Annotated in this window: 15 protein-coding genes and 1 tRNA gene; 12 read left to right on the top strand and 4 right to left on the bottom strand. The window is 34.5% G+C overall.

All coding sequences use genetic code 11. The features are described from left to right. Window positions 1-43 precede the first annotated feature (43 nt). From MKX45_RS09560 to MKX45_RS09540, 5 genes are all read left to right on the top strand, one after another. Window positions 44-238 (top strand): lactococcin family bacteriocin, encoded by a 195-nt coding sequence (locus MKX45_RS09560; RefSeq protein ID WP_242404127.1) that lies wholly within the window; start codon window positions 44-46, stop codon window positions 236-238. 17 nt (window positions 239-255) lie between these two features. Next, a complete protein-coding gene (locus MKX45_RS09555; RefSeq protein WP_340817111.1) occupies window positions 256-570 on the top strand; it encodes a bacteriocin immunity protein in 315 nt (104 codons plus the stop codon). 81 nt (window positions 571-651) lie between these two features. Further along, entirely contained in the window at window positions 652-921 is a 270-nt protein-coding gene (locus tag MKX45_RS09550; RefSeq protein WP_057720085.1) for a hypothetical protein, read from the top strand. Window positions 922-942: 21 nt separating this feature from the next. Beyond that, on the top strand, window positions 943-1,176 hold the full coding sequence (locus MKX45_RS09545; protein ID WP_128267548.1) for a hypothetical protein: 234 nt from the start codon (window positions 943-945) through the stop codon (window positions 1,174-1,176). Between the two features lie 168 nt (window positions 1,177-1,344). Continuing rightward, window positions 1,345-2,883: a ClC family H(+)/Cl(-) exchange transporter gene (locus tag MKX45_RS09540; protein WP_057720083.1), complete on the top strand. Its 1,539-nt coding sequence runs from the start codon at window positions 1,345-1,347 to the stop codon at window positions 2,881-2,883. 24 nt (window positions 2,884-2,907) lie between these two features. Here the strand turns inward: MKX45_RS09540 and menA are convergent, their stop codons facing one another. After that, window positions 2,908-3,867: a 1,4-dihydroxy-2-naphthoate polyprenyltransferase gene (menA, locus tag MKX45_RS09535; RefSeq protein WP_340817110.1), complete on the bottom strand. Its 960-nt coding sequence runs from the start codon at window positions 3,865-3,867 to the stop codon at window positions 2,908-2,910. 657 nt (window positions 3,868-4,524) lie between these two features. Here menA and MKX45_RS09530 point away from each other — a divergent pair. Next, complete coding sequence (locus MKX45_RS09530) at window positions 4,525-5,124, top strand: transglycosylase (protein ID WP_003130347.1); 600 nt, start codon at window positions 4,525-4,527, stop codon at window positions 5,122-5,124. Between the two features lie 136 nt (window positions 5,125-5,260). Here MKX45_RS09530 and MKX45_RS09525 read toward each other — a convergent pair. Continuing rightward, window positions 5,261-5,333: transfer RNA gene (locus tag MKX45_RS09525), tRNA-Arg, on the bottom strand. 57 nt (window positions 5,334-5,390) lie between these two features. Continuing rightward, window positions 5,391-6,371, bottom strand: coding sequence for a Gfo/Idh/MocA family protein (locus MKX45_RS09520; protein ID WP_057720079.1), 981 nt, complete (start codon window positions 6,369-6,371; stop codon window positions 5,391-5,393). Window positions 6,372-6,668: 297 nt separating this feature from the next. On the opposite strand from MKX45_RS09520, the gene udk reads away from it, so the two are divergent. From udk to MKX45_RS09505, 3 genes are all read left to right on the top strand, one after another. Further along, the gene (udk, locus tag MKX45_RS09515) at window positions 6,669-7,289 is read left to right on the top strand and encodes a uridine kinase (RefSeq protein ID WP_010906081.1); all 621 of its coding nucleotides are present in this window, start codon (window positions 6,669-6,671) and stop codon (window positions 7,287-7,289) included. A 216-nt stretch (window positions 7,290-7,505) separates the two neighbouring features. Further along, window positions 7,506-8,486, top strand: coding sequence for a phosphate acetyltransferase (pta, locus tag MKX45_RS09510; protein WP_003130342.1), 981 nt, complete (start codon window positions 7,506-7,508; stop codon window positions 8,484-8,486). 134 nt (window positions 8,487-8,620) lie between these two features. Continuing rightward, the gene (locus MKX45_RS09505) at window positions 8,621-9,013 is read left to right on the top strand and encodes a hypothetical protein (protein WP_003130340.1); all 393 of its coding nucleotides are present in this window, start codon (window positions 8,621-8,623) and stop codon (window positions 9,011-9,013) included. A 44-nt stretch (window positions 9,014-9,057) separates the two neighbouring features. Here the strand turns inward: MKX45_RS09505 and MKX45_RS09500 are convergent, their stop codons facing one another. Then, the gene (locus MKX45_RS09500; protein WP_003129459.1) at window positions 9,058-9,843 is read right to left on the bottom strand and encodes a Cof-type HAD-IIB family hydrolase; all 786 of its coding nucleotides are present in this window, start codon (window positions 9,841-9,843) and stop codon (window positions 9,058-9,060) included. A 179-nt stretch (window positions 9,844-10,022) separates the two neighbouring features. On the opposite strand from MKX45_RS09500, the gene MKX45_RS09495 reads away from it, so the two are divergent. Genes MKX45_RS09495 through holA form a run of 3 tightly spaced genes read left to right on the top strand, consistent with a single transcriptional unit; the run spans window position 10,023 to window position 13,885 of the window. After that, window positions 10,023-12,302, top strand: a complete 2,280-nt coding sequence (locus tag MKX45_RS09495) for a DNA translocase FtsK (RefSeq protein WP_057720075.1) — start codon at window positions 10,023-10,025, stop codon at window positions 12,300-12,302. Next, window positions 12,299-12,874 (top strand): hypothetical protein, encoded by a 576-nt coding sequence (locus tag MKX45_RS09490; RefSeq protein ID WP_057720073.1) that lies wholly within the window; start codon window positions 12,299-12,301, stop codon window positions 12,872-12,874. Before MKX45_RS09495 ends, MKX45_RS09490 begins: the two co-directional genes overlap by 4 nt. 6 nt (window positions 12,875-12,880) lie before the next feature. Beyond that, window positions 12,881-13,885: a DNA polymerase III subunit delta gene (gene holA, locus MKX45_RS09485; RefSeq protein WP_340817109.1), complete on the top strand. Its 1,005-nt coding sequence runs from the start codon at window positions 12,881-12,883 to the stop codon at window positions 13,883-13,885. The last annotated feature ends 2 nt before the right edge of the window (window positions 13,886-13,887 follow it).

The raw sequence follows: 13,887 nt of genomic DNA, 5'->3' as shown, positions 1-13,887 counted from the left end.
GAATTCTCAAGAAGTAATAGCTCCTTTAAGAATACTACCACGGATGAATATGGAATTTGAAGGTGGTAGTTCAGATAGTGGATATTGGACCAATACTTCTAATCTAACATTTATTCAAAACACTGCTTCTGGAGTACTTTATTATGATCAAGTAAATCATAAGTATGTTTTTGCTCAAACGAGAGGTCCAATGGGAGCCGCAATTTACGTATTTAATGCTCAAGGAGTAAACTGGTAGAAAGGAGAAAATATAACATGTTTAAAAAGGAGAAAGAAAATAAAGAAAAAATCCTAAAACGAATTGATGAACTTCTGAAAAATAAGTCAGAACTTAAATCACCTGAGAAAGAAATATTATTGGATTTTCGCGAACGAATTGAAAAAAGTAAAAACCTTGAATTTGAATTAGTTCATTTTAGAAATGCTTTACTTCCCTTGGTTATTAGTTCTCAACTTTCTCAAGAAGTCTTGAGTTTTTATAAAGAACTTCGAGCTGAAAGAAAAGTAGCTTGGGGAGAAGGAAGTTCTTTGTTGACAGGAATTTCTCAATTTCCACAAAAAAGAAAGTGATGTAGATTATTAGAGAAAAACTCAGATGAATAATTCTATTTACGCTGTATAATCTGATTATTTTAAAAAAGAGGTATTAAAATGTTACTTAGTATCGCTATACTATTGATAATCTGGGGGGCTTATTTAATAGGAAAAAAATATAAAGATTCTTTTTTAATCAGCTATGGCCGAAGGAAAAGAGGATTGATTATCATTGTTTCGTCGTTGTTACTGCTTAGTTTCTTTGTTTTTGTAAAAAATGATGGCTTGTTCCCAGTAGTTTTATTCTCTATTCTTTTAATTGGCTTAGGTATCTATTATTTAATACATGATAGTAAACGAGATTCTGAGGGAAAAAAAGAGAATTAAACTTAACAAGGAGGTAGAGTGATGGTTTTAGTTTTATGGTTGGTAGTGATTGTCATTTCATTTCTTTTACAAATCTATGTTTGGCCACGAATTCCAAAATCAATTTTTAAGTATAGAGGTTTAGTCTTATCTCTCTCTCTCATTATTCTTATTTTTGTTGTAAGAATACCACTAGAAATTACTGCATTGACACTTCCATTTTATTTGATGATGTTTTTCGGGCTCTTTCTTTTTTGGAAAGATAGAAAACTTTAAGTAAATCTGTAGTTAAAAAATTAAAGGTACTCGATTGAGTGCCTTTTTGAGTAAATTTATACAGGTGATGTGTATATTATTAAAAGTACAAAACATAAGAAATCTATTTTATGGTATAATAATCTTGCTTAAAAATTTATTAAAATAAGCGTTAGTAGGGAAGTAGTAATGAAATTAAAAGATATAGAGAAATCAACAAATAAAAATCTTTATCTGCTTTTTCTAAGTGTACTCGTGGGCTTGACTGCGGGTTTTTTGGCCAGTCTTTATCGGTTGACACTGGAAAAAGCTGAAACTTGGGGCTTGAGTATTTATCGCTTCGTTAGCTCACACCTTATTTTTATTCCCCTCCTTATTTTGGGTTTGGCTTTCTTAGCGTTTGTGGTTACTTACTTTATGAAGAAATACCCGATGAGTTCAGGTTCTGGGATACCACAAGTTAAAGGGCAATTACAGGGTTATTTTAAAAATAATTGGTTCACGACGGCTTTTGCTAAATTTATCGCTGGGACTTTAGCAATGTTTGCAGGTCTATCACTGGGGCGTGAGGGTCCCTCAGTTCAACTTGGGGCTTCAATGGGTCAGATGGTTTCTAGCCGGTTGGCTGAAACTGAACGTCATAAAAGAATTCTAATTGCTTCTGGGGCATCTGCTGGTTTATCTGCTGCTTTCAATGCACCTTTGTCAGGTGTCATGTTTACTTTGGAAGAAGTATTTAAATACTTTTCTCCATTGATTTTATTAACTTGTATGACCTCAGCAATGGTTGCTGATATGGTTGCACGAATAATGTTTGGGAGTGGTCCAGTTTTTCATTTCCAAATTGTTGGTTCAATTGAACTCTCAAATTATTGGCTACTTATTATTTTAGGAATTATTTTAGGATTTTTCGGTGCTTTTTATAACTGGACACTCCTCACAAGTCAAAATTTGATGAAGAAAATAAAAAGTCCATTTCTTCGTGTTTTACTTACTTTTTTAGTGGTTGGGGCAACTGGTTTATTGTTTCCTAATATAATTGGGAGTGGCCATCGTTTAATGGATTCCTTTAGTTTAGGAATGGGATTAGCCTTTCTATGTTTGATTCTCATTGGGAAATATCTGATTTCAATGGTATCTTATGCTTCGGGGGTGCCAGGAGGAATTTTCTTTCCCCTATTAGTTTTGGGTGCTAGTCTTGGAGCTGTTTTTGCGACAATTGTCATTTCACTTTTTCATCTTCCAAGCCATTTGTTTGCCAATCTAGTAATTTTAGCGATGGCTGGGACTTTTACAGCAATTGTTCGAGCACCGATGACTGGAATCCTTCTTTTGGTGGAAATGACTGGTTCATTTGACCATTTACTTCCTTTGGCTCTTGTCTCTTTAATTGCCTATGTCGTTGCTGATTTATTACAATCTGAGCCAATTTATGATTCTTTATTAGAGAACATGTTGAAAGAAAAAGAAATTGATGTTGATGATTCGGATAAGCAGATGATGTTTGAAACAATTGTTCAATTTGATTCAGTTGCGGATCGTAAGAAGTTGTCAGAGATACATTTACCAGAAGGATGTTTGCTTGTTTCGGTTCATCGTTCAGGTAAGGATATTATTCCACACGGGAATACCGAATTACAAGCAGGAGATTATTTGACCTTTTTGATTAGACGAGAAGATGAAGTGATTGCTAGAGAACAGCTTCGTCAGGTTTTAAATGAAAAATAAAAAAGTGATATTCTATCACTTTTTTTAGTTGCTTAAATATTGCCAAAGGATTGATAAAAACAGACTCACAGCATAAGCGCTGTTAAATAGAACCATATTTCTCAGTGAATAAACAAAGCTGCGAGGACTTGGAACTTGACTAGCATGAGATTTTAGATTCTTTCTGATAATTGGAAAAGTGAGTAAACTAAGTAAAGTTGGCCATTCAAATATTCTAAAGATAAATCCAAGAATAATAGCTAAATAGGAAGAATACATCAAAAGTTGAAAAAGTTTGATTCCGTTTGAACGACCGATATAATAAATTAATGTGTAACGATGATTTTTTATATCGCTATCTAAATCACGTAAATTATTGGCCAGCATGATGTTTGCAATGGTAAAAATGAGTGGTAAACTTGCAATTATCATGGCGATGGCTGCAAAAATACTACCAGTAAAGCTAAAAGAGTCGTTTGTAAAATCAAGATTTAGGTTAAAAATAGGTGATTGAGCGCTGTTGATTAAGATGATCATTGCAAAAATTCCAAAGCCCATTGTCCCACCAGAAAAAATTTCTCCTAAAGGCATACGTGAAAGTGGAATAGGACCATAAGTATAGAAAACGCCAATAAAGAAGACGATTCCACCAAGAATAAAGAAAAGCCAGCCAACAAAATAAGCGAGGAGAAATCCTAAAAAAAGGCTCAAAATAAGCATAAACAAGATAATTGAAGCTATCAATCGGGTGGAAAGATTGGCTTGACCAATGATGCTTTCTTGCTTTTTGTATTCTTCATCTTTGGCTTTTTTGAAATCTTGATAATTGTTAATAGCAGTTACGGTCATATCAAAAAGGAGCATAGCTATTAAAAATAAGAGAGATAGGCCAATATTTATCATTTTAAAATAGCTTAAACTAAAAAGTAAACCAATAATGTAAGGGAAAATACTGGCGATTTTAGTTTTAATTTCGACGAGTTCTAAAAAATTTTTGAGGGACATAACTACTCCTGAAAATATAATTTGAATAAAAACAGCCGTTATTTTACGGCTTTTACTTATTTATTTTTTGAGAAAATAATTCTCTATTTTTTAATCATATTAAAAATATTTAAGCAAAAATGTTAACAAATGTTACTCATTTTACTGAAGTGCTTTCATTTCTATTGTAATTATAACTGATTATAGGTTAAGAATCAACATAGACTTGAAGATTATATTTAGTAATCTTTGTTAAGATAAATATAAAATATGCTAATTTTAATTGATTTGTGAACGGTTTAAGTCTCCAATAGTTCGTACTAAAGATACTACAATATGAGAATAAGATTTGAAGGAAAAGACTTTATAATCAGTTTTGTGAGGGATTCTTAGCATTTATTTTAAGGTTCGGTTAAGTAATGGATAATATAATCATCTCTCATGAGTGGTGGAGAAAATTTACTACTGATGTTAAATTGTTTTTTAACTCACAATAAGTTGTGAGAAATGAGTTTTTAAACGTCCATAGCGTGCAATGACGTTAAACTGCTTACGGTAATCCTACACAAGCGTTCGGACTTTATGATGTGTATGGGAAGTAACCATGTTAATAGAAGATAGACTGGATTCAGTTTGAATCCTATGGAATGTTCTTAGTGGCGAAATCGAAAGGTCTAAATGAAATTAAGTAAAGTTGCTATTTCAACGGGATTAGTTGCATCATTCATGTTTATTGGGGGCGGAATCGCTCATGCGGATACACCTAAATCAACTCATGAAGTTGCTATAGAAGTAATTAACGGAAACTACGGAAATGGAGATACTCGTGTCACTAACCTTCAAAGTAAAGGTTTTGATGTGAAAGCAATCCAAACAGAAGTTAATAACATTCTTACAGGAACAACAACTCAAGTTTCTGCAACAACTAAAACTGCTGAAGAACAACCTACTAAAGTTACATCAGTTGCACCAACTCAAGCAACACAAAGTGTTTCTGGTGGGCTTAATATGAGCCAAACTTCTGGACAAGTTGACATCCAAGCTCTTGCTAATTATATGGCATCGAATACAGCTAATGCAGCGGGCTATTCTGCTAGCGAATGGGCTTATATCATTACTCACGAATCAAATGGTGGGATTGATAGTGTGAATTCAAGTTCAGGTGCTTATGGTGCTTTCCAATTGCTAGGCCATGGCGAATATGCTGGAATGACTTTGGCAGAACAAATTGCGATGGCAAGTAAACTTCCTGCTGGTAGCTGGGTTGTTTATAACTAAGCATTGATTAAACCTCGTCTTAAAATCTTTGATAAATAAATCAAACTTAGTGGCTCATAGCAATCAACTCTCAAGTTCGTTTGGGATTGATTGAGTATAAAAAAGAACACCGAATTCGGTGTTCTTTTTTATTAGATGGCCCCTGCCAGAATCGAACTGGCAATCACTGCTTAGGAGGCAGTAGTTATATCCAATTTAACTAAGAGACCAGAGATAAATTACTGACAGCCTTACAAAATATTTCTGTCAGTAACTTTTAATGAGCTTTATTTATTGTCAGCATCAAAAACAATGCCAGCACTTTGACGCATTTGGTATGAAGTTTCTGAAACTTCTTGGGCAAATTGATGTAGGTCATAACTTGCAGCAAAATCATTATTTTCTAAGATTTGGGCAAAGTCAACAGCTTCATCATAAAGAGAGTGTTTTGGAGCTTCAATGTCGATTCTAGTTTCTGAACCATCCATAGTAATGAATTTGGCAGAAGTAATCGCATTAACACCATCCAAAATTAAAGTTCCATCAGTAGTATAGATTTCACTAGGAAGATATGAATTCACATTTCCTGCGCATTTAATCGAAACTTTGTAATCTTGATAGTCAAGAATTCCAACACCAGCTAAATCAACGCCTGACGGAAGTAAAACTGCATCATAAGTTGCTTTTTTTGGTTTGCCAAACCAAAAGATTGCAGCATACAAAAGATATACACCAAGATCGGCTAAAAGTCCACCAGAGAATTTTGCATTAAATTTATTAGGGATTTCACCGTTTAAAAGAGCAGGCATTTTTGATGAATATTTTGAATAAGTAAAGTCTGCCCCTTTGACTGTTTTGTCAGCAAGAAAGTCTTTAATAATCGAAAATGAATGTTCATGAATATTTCTGGCTGCTTCAAAGAAGAAGACCTCATTTTCTTTAGCAAGCTTAATAATTTCTGTCAGTTCTTTAGGATTTGAAAAGGCAGGTTTTTCAACAATGACATTATGTCCGGCTAAAATTGCGGCTTTAGCTTGCTCAAAGTGGAGGGCATTTGGACTGGCAATATAGATAATATCAAGTGAAGCTTTAAAAAAATCGTCAAGATTATCGAATTTTTGGATGTCTTTAAAATCGGCAGAAAACTGATCAGCAGATTCGAGCCGACGGGAATAGACCGCAGAAAACTGAAATTTTTCAGTCATATGGGCAGCATCAATAAATGAGCGAGCAATCCAGCTCGTACCAATTACTCCAAGTTTTAGCATCAAATTCTCCTTTATAGGTGGACAGAATCATTCGTTAGAAGATTCTAAAATTCTGTTAAAAGCTTGTTCTATTATATCAAATTTTTTCTTAAAGGTCATTGCTCTACTATTGAATTTTCAGTAAATAAATTATAAAAATAAGAATTCCAAAGATTCCATGTCACTTATTAAGAGCTTTTGTCAGTAAAATTAAGAGTTTTTGATGTGAACGCTTAAAAAGTAAAAAAATTGTCAGTTGATGACAAAAAGCTCAAAAATTGTGGTAGAATATATAGAAGAAAATTTGGAGAATTAATTTTGAAGAAAACGTTGATTATTGGTGTCACTGGTGGGTCAGCAAGTGGAAAGACAAGTGTTTCACATGCTATTTTAGAAACTTTTTCAAATGAACGAATTGCAATGATTGAACATGATAGTTACTATAAAGATCAATCGCATTTGACTTTTGAAGAACGGACAAAAACGAACTATGACCATCCATTAGCCTTTGATACAGATTATTTAATTGCTCAATTAAAAGAGCTTCAATATGGACGAGCGGTTGATATTCCGATTTATGATTATGCAAAACATACGCGTTCACAAGAAACTTACCGTCAAGAACCTGTTGATGTTTTAATCGTTGAGGGAATTTTGGTTTTAGAAGATGAACGTTTGCGTGATTTAATGGATATCAAAATATTTGTTGATACAGATGACGATGTGCGGATTATCCGTCGAATTCGCAGAGATATTGAAGAAAGAGGAAGAACTCTTGATTCAGTAATTACACAGTATTTAGATGCTGTTAAGCCAATGTATCATCAATTTATTGAACCCACAAAGAGATATGCAGATGTGATTATTCCTGAAGGGGTATCAAATACTGTTGGTGTTGATATTATTACGACGAAAATCGCTAGCATTTTAAACGACTAAAAAAAGCTGTCTATGACAGTTTTTTTGTTTTTGGCTAGTGAATCTCGTGAAAAATTGGAAAAATAAAAAGGCTAATTGTCCTTAAATAGCAATAATGGTAATGCTTACTTTTTTTGTGAAAGTATGATATACTTAATTCGTAACAATTGCAGAAAGGAAATCCGCAACTTAAAGCGGTGGGTTATGAGAAATTTGTAACCAAGGGATTTTGTCAAAATGGAACTTTTTGAATCACTGAAACAAAAAATTAGTGGAAAAGGCTTAAAAATTGTCTTTCCTGAAGGAACTGATGCACGTATTTTAGGTGCTGCCAATCGTCTTAACGCTGATGGACTAATTACACCTGTCTTTATTGGAAATGTAAAAGAAGTCACTGAAACATTGATTTCACGTGGAATTAATCCTGAAGGCTTTGAGATTTATGACCCAGAAAATTGTGGACGTTTTGAAACGATGACGGAAACTTTTGTGGAACGTCGTAAAGGTAAAGTTACAGAAGAACAAGCAAAAGAGCTCTTGAAAGACCCAAATTATTTTGGGACAATGCTTGTTTATATGAAAATTGCTGACGGAATGGTTTCTGGCGCAATTCATTCAACTGCTGATACTGTTCGTCCGGCCCTTCAAATCATTAAAACGAAACCAGGAGTAAAATCTGTTTCTGGTGCTTTTATTATGGTTCGTGGTCGTGATGACAATGAAAAATATATTTTTGGTGACTGTGCGATTAACATCAAACCAGATGCACCAACTCTTGCCGATATTGCTGTAGCTTCAGCCGAAACAGCAGCACTCTTTGATATTGACCCCAAAGTTGCCATGCTTTCATTCTCAACTAAAGGTTCTGGGAAATCAGAAGATGTTGATAAAGTAGTAGAAGCGACAAAACTTGTTAAAGAAGATTACCCTGAAATTGAAATTGATGGTGAACTTCAATTTGACGCTGCTTTTGTTCCAGCGGTGGCTCGTCAAAAAGCACCAGATTCAACTGTTGCTGGTCGTGCCAATGTCTTTATCTTCCCTGATATTCAATCAGGAAATATTGGATATAAAATTGCTCAACGATTGGGTAATTTTGAAGCGATTGGGCCAATTTTGCAAGGTTTGAACGCACCTGTTTCTGACCTTTCTCGTGGAAGTAACGAAGAAGATGTCTATAAACTTGCAATTATCACAGCTGCCCAAGCTTTAAAATAAATAATGATATTCTGTCAGTAAATTTGTAAATGAATAATTACTGACAAGTCTGTCATTAATCCGCCATTTGAGGCGGATTTTTTTGTTGGTCTAAAAATGTTATAATTAAAGAATCAAAAAGGAAATGAGAAAAAATGAGAAAATCAAAAATTTTTGCTCTAGTAGGGTCGATTATTTTTTCAATTTTGGCACTTGTTGGGCTAATTAGTTTTTGGGCCATTATTTATATGCCAGAGAATTCAGAAATTATGACAGAACTTCAAGATTCAGGATTTGATAAGCAATTATTGTCTACCGCAGCAATGATTGCAGCTCTGATTTTAATCGCTTTACTAGCTTTAAATTGGGTGGCTTTTGCAAGATTGACAAAAGAAAAAGGTTGGGGAATTTATTTCTTAGTTGTTGGTATCTTTTATTGTGTAGCCTCTGTTTTTAACGGTGTTGGCTTAATTTTGACCTTACCAGTTGCCCTCTGTTTCATTCTTGCTTATGTCTATCGAAGACGAGAAGTCCTTGAAAATAAATAAAAAAATTACTGACAGACTTTCTGTCAGTAATTTTTTATTAGACTTTACATGATGCCCCAATGATTAAAAGCATTGATGATTCCGTGGTTAGTATTTTCTGTAGAGATAAAATCGGCTAACTCTTTTAATTCAGGAACAGCATTTCCCATTGCCGTTCTGTGGTCAGCTGCTTTGAATAAATCTAAATCATTGCGACCATCACCAAAAGCAAAAGTTTGACCAGTGAAATTTAGCACCTCTTTGACATGATTAATTCCTGTCCCTTTATTAGTTGTGCTGTTTGTAACATCAATCGAACTTGGAGAGTTCATGAAAAAGTTAAGTTCAGGAACGCGTTCTTTATAATAATCAACTTGGCTGAGTTGATTGGTCAAAACCAAGAGCATATTGACTTCCTGAGAGAGGTAACGTCTAGCATCTGCCTGAGGCATTGGCATATGAGTGTAAGCATAAGCGGTTTTAGCTAAGTCAGTTAATTCACTCACCCAATAACCTTGACTGTCATAAAAAGAAAGAGCTTCTGAGTGAGGACTTGCTGCCTCAAGTAATTTTTCAACACTACTTGTCGGAATTTCTTCTTTATATATTGTTTCACCATCTAAAACAATATACTGTCCGTTCATGGCAACCGCTCCACTAATCCCAGTTAAACTCATGATTTCATCAAGTTCAAAATGTCCACGGCCAGTAGCAATGAAAGGTAAAACACCATTTTCGCGAATCCGATGAATTCCTTCAATAACTTCTTGGTCAAGTTTACTTTGACTGTTAAGCAACGTTCCGTCTAAATCGAAGAAGGCTAAAGCCTTATAATCATTGATATTTTCCATAATTTTATTGTATCAAATTTATGATATAATTGTAAGTGGAATTATCCATTCTTTTATAAAGAATTTAAATGACTGACAGAACTGTCAGTTTGTGTTAACTATAAAAATAAATAAATATAATTAATATTGTTTTACTGACAAACCTGTCAATATTATTAAAAATGAGTGAAAGTAAAAAAATGCCTGCAAAGAAAAAAACAACCAGAAGAAATACTAAAAAAGAACAACAGAAAAAGGCCGCAACACGCAAAATGATTGCTTTTTTTGTTGGGCTTCTTTTAATCTTATTTGCGCTTGCTCGCCTAGGAATTGTCGGAGTCTTACTTTACAACATTGTCCGCTTATTTGTTGGTTCTCTTGCGATTATTTTTCTTCTCTTGCTTGCTGGACTAATGATTATTTCCGTCTTTCGTAAGCAAGTTTTAAAAGAAAATAAAAGAATTATTCCAGCCATTATTTTAACTTTTATCGGCCTAATGTTTGTCTTTCAAATTCGATTTCATCAAGGATTTAATGAAACTTTTCATCTTATCTGGTCTGATTTAATGGCTGGCCGTGTCATTCATTTTGTCGGCTCAGGTGTCATTGGAGCATTAATCACCGAGCCTGCTAAAGCCTTGTTTTCAGTCATTGGTGTCTATATTATTGCTGCAGTACTTTGGTTAGTTGCTATTTATCTCATGATTCCAAGACTTTTCCCTAAAATGCGTGAAGATTTACATCAACGTTTAGCGAAATGGAAAGAAAAGCATGCCGAAAAAGCAGAAGCTAAAAAAGCAGCGAAAGCACTTGCTGAGCTAGAAAAAAAACAAGCAGTAGCCGAAAGAGAAGAGCTTCCAGAGGCAGCAGAAAATTCATTATTTACCTCAGCACCTACTGAAATTCCAATTAATATTCCGGAAGCGCCTTTTGAAGAAAATGAAAATGAAACTGAAAGTCCAGTTTTAGCAGAAGTTCCTCTTGATGATGAACCTGTCAATTTTTCAAATACTAATAACTACAACGGTAACTATAAATTACCAACTATTGATTTACTGGCAGAAGTTCCTGTCAAAAATCAATCAGGCGAACGTGAGAATGTTCGTAAAAATATTGGTATTTTAGAAGAAACTTTCAAATCTTTTGGGATTGGTGCCAATGTTGAATCGGCAGTCGTTGGTCCATCAATTACAAAATATGAAATCAAATTAGCGACTGGAACAAAAGTTTCACGCGTTGTTAATTTATCAGATGATTTAGCATTAGCCTTAGCTGCCAAAGATATCCGAATTGAAGCACCAATTCCTGGGAAATCTTTAGTCGGCGTCGAAATTCCTAATGCCGAAGTTGCAATGGTTGGTTTCCGCGAAATGTGGGAGGCTGGCAAAACTAATCCAAGCAAATTGTTAGAAATTCCTCTTGGTAAATCATTAGATGGTGGAATTCGCACATTTGATTTAACAAGAATGCCTCACTTATTGGTTGCAGGATCAACTGGTTCAGGTAAATCAGTGGCGGTAAATGGTATTATTACTTCAATTTTGATGAAAGCTTTGCCTAGTCAAGTGAAGTTTCTGATGGTTGACCCTAAAATGGTCGAACTTTCTGTTTACAATGATATTCCTCATCTATTGATTCCAGTCGTAACAAATCCACGTAAAGCTTCACGTGCCCTTCAAAAAGTTGTTGACCAAATGGAAGAACGCTATGAACTCTTTAGTCGTTATGGCGTCCGTAACATTGCTGGATATAATGAAAAAGTACAAAGATATAATGCAGAATCAGATGAAAAAATGCTTGAACTTCCTCTGATTGTAGTCATTGTTGATGAATTAGCTGATTTAATGATGGTTGCCAGTAAAGAAGTGGAAGATGCAATTATTCGTTTGGGACAAAAAGCTCGAGCAGCAGGGATTCATATGATTCTTGCAACGCAACGTCCATCTGTTGATGTCATTTCTGGACTAATTAAAGCAAATGTTCCTTCAAGAATTGCCTTTGCTGTTTCATCTGGAACAGATTCACGAACAATTTTAGATACTAATGGGGCTGAAAAATTACTAGGTCGTGGGGATATGCTCTTTAAACCTATTGATGAAAATCATCCGATTCGTTTGCAAGGGGCTTTCTTATCTGACGATGATGTCGAATCTGTTGTGACCTTTATTAAAGACCAATCAGAAGCTCAGTATGACGAAAGCTTTGACCCCGGTGAGGTAGATGAGAGTCAAGTTGGTACGGGCGCTTCAAATACAGGTTCTGGTGACCCCTTATTTGAAGAAGCACGAAATATGGTTATTATGGCTCAAAAAGCATCAACGGCTCAATTGCAACGAGCTTTAAAAGTTGGATTCAATCGCGCCTCTGACTTGATGAATGAGTTGGAAGCGCAGGGAATTGTTGGTCCTGCTAAAGGAACGACTCCTCGTAAAGTCCTTGTTAGTCCAGATGGAGAATTTATTGGAGGAGTAGAAGAGTGAGTGAGGAACTATATTATCGACACTATTTTCTACAAATCTATGAAATCTTACGAGAAGATGAGCAAAATAAAGAACTTTCAATCAAGGAAAAAAATGTTTTAGCTGATTCTTTGGTTTTAAATGAACGCAAAGAACCAGTTTTACAAATATTAGGTCAGCTTTATATGCGCTTAGAATTTTGGAATCGGCCTGCTGATGATGAGATTTTAAAAGGCGGCATGAAAGCCCCAGTCAGAACACTTTATGAAGAATTAAAGGCAGATAAAAATATCACTTCTTCACAAAAATTTATTCCAGGAGTTGAAGCGTATCGACCGATTACATGGAATGACGCCTTGTATGGAAATAAAATGACGGAAGATGATGGCTTTATCGGTGGGGGCTATGTCACTTTTGACTCTAATGAAAAATATAAATCAATGGAAGAAAGAATAGCTGTACCTGATAATGAAATTGTTAGAAATGCAAAATCAAGTTTTGCTAAACTCTTTCAAGTTGGTTGTTTAGGTTTTGCTTTGCTCATCCTGCTCCTTGTTCTCTTGGGGTTTGCTTTAAAAATGGTAACGAGGTAGTTAAAAATGACAGTATTTGATGAATTTAATGAAATCAAAAGAAAAGGACTCCCTCAAATTTTAGTAATTTTTGGTGAGTCAAGGGAACTAGTTGGAGAATTGAAAAATCAGCTCTTAACAGAGGTTAATTTCGAGCCAACGGATTTGAGTCAGGCTTATTATGACTTAACTCCTAGTAATAGTGATTTAGCCCTTGAAGATTTGGAATCTCTCCCTTTTTTCTCAGATTCTCGGTTGGTAATCCTAGAAAACTTGGTTAATTTAACAACGGCTAAAAAAAGTGTTTTAGATGAAAAACAGTTGAAGCGCTTTGAAAATTTTTTAGATGATCCGCCGGAAACTACGCAACTTGTTTTAATCCTTTATGGAAAATTGGACAGTCGTCTTAAAGTTGTTAAAAAATTAAAAGCTAAAGCAGCTTTGCTTGAAGCACAAGAATTAAAGAGTCAAGAATTAATTCAATATTTTAGTCGAATAAGTCCTTTACCAAAGGCAGTTTTGAGTTTAATCGCCGCCAAATCAAATGATAATTTTTCAGTAATGAAGCAAAATATTGACCTCGTTCAAACTTATGCACTAGGGCGAGAAGTGACACTTGATGATGTGGAAAAAGTCGTCCCAAAATCGCTACAAGATAATATTTTTGCCTTAACTGATTTAATTTTTAAAGGAAAAATTGATGAGGCGCGTGATTTAGTACATGATTTGACCTTGCAAGGGGAAGATTTAATTAAAATATTAGCTATTTTGACAAATTCTTATCGTTTGTATTTACAAGTCAAACTTTTCCAATACAAAGGTTGGCAAGAAAATCAACAAGTTGCCTTTTTAAAAATGCACCCTTATCCTGTAAAATTGGCCAATCAATTGGTTAGAAAATTAAACGTTAAATCCTTAAAAAATGGACTTTCTGATTTAATTAAACTTGATTTTGATATAAAAACAAGTGCAGCTGATAAATCCTATCTTTTTGATATCACTTTAATCAGGTTGACCTTGAAAAAAAACTGAAA

The organism is Lactococcus sp. FSL W8-0209 (assembly GCF_038006585.1).
Taxonomy (GTDB): Bacteria; Bacillota; Bacilli; order Lactobacillales; family Streptococcaceae; genus Lactococcus; species Lactococcus lactis.
The sequence above is the reverse complement of the archived record's forward strand: the minus strand, read 5'-3'. Positions and strand labels throughout refer to the sequence as shown.

What these genes read in the sequence shown, in the direction of transcription:
- MKX45_RS09560 (WP_242404127.1), top strand. Translation starts at nt 44, where the DNA reads ATGAATATGGAATTTGAAGGTGGTAGTTCAGATAGTGGATATTGGACC.
- MKX45_RS09555 (WP_340817111.1), top strand. Translation starts at nt 256, where the DNA reads ATGTTTAAAAAGGAGAAAGAAAATAAAGAAAAAATCCTAAAACGAATT.
- MKX45_RS09550 (WP_057720085.1), top strand. Translation starts at nt 652, where the DNA reads ATGTTACTTAGTATCGCTATACTATTGATAATCTGGGGGGCTTATTTA.
- MKX45_RS09545 (WP_128267548.1), top strand. Translation starts at nt 943, where the DNA reads ATGGTTTTAGTTTTATGGTTGGTAGTGATTGTCATTTCATTTCTTTTA.
- MKX45_RS09540 (WP_057720083.1), top strand. Translation starts at nt 1,345, where the DNA reads ATGAAATTAAAAGATATAGAGAAATCAACAAATAAAAATCTTTATCTG.
- menA (WP_340817110.1), bottom strand. Translation starts at nt 3,867, where the DNA reads ATGTCCCTCAAAAATTTTTTAGAACTCGTCGAAATTAAAACTAAAATC.
- MKX45_RS09530 (WP_003130347.1), top strand. Translation starts at nt 4,525, where the DNA reads ATGAAATTAAGTAAAGTTGCTATTTCAACGGGATTAGTTGCATCATTC.
- MKX45_RS09520 (WP_057720079.1), bottom strand. Translation starts at nt 6,371, where the DNA reads ATGCTAAAACTTGGAGTAATTGGTACGAGCTGGATTGCTCGCTCATTT.
- pta (WP_003130342.1), top strand. Translation starts at nt 7,506, where the DNA reads ATGGAACTTTTTGAATCACTGAAACAAAAAATTAGTGGAAAAGGCTTA.
- MKX45_RS09505 (WP_003130340.1), top strand. Translation starts at nt 8,621, where the DNA reads ATGAGAAAATCAAAAATTTTTGCTCTAGTAGGGTCGATTATTTTTTCA.
- MKX45_RS09500 (WP_003129459.1), bottom strand. Translation starts at nt 9,843, where the DNA reads ATGGAAAATATCAATGATTATAAGGCTTTAGCCTTCTTCGATTTAGAC.
- MKX45_RS09495 (WP_057720075.1), top strand. Translation starts at nt 10,023, where the DNA reads ATGCCTGCAAAGAAAAAAACAACCAGAAGAAATACTAAAAAAGAACAA.
- holA (WP_340817109.1), top strand. Translation starts at nt 12,881, where the DNA reads ATGACAGTATTTGATGAATTTAATGAAATCAAAAGAAAAGGACTCCCT.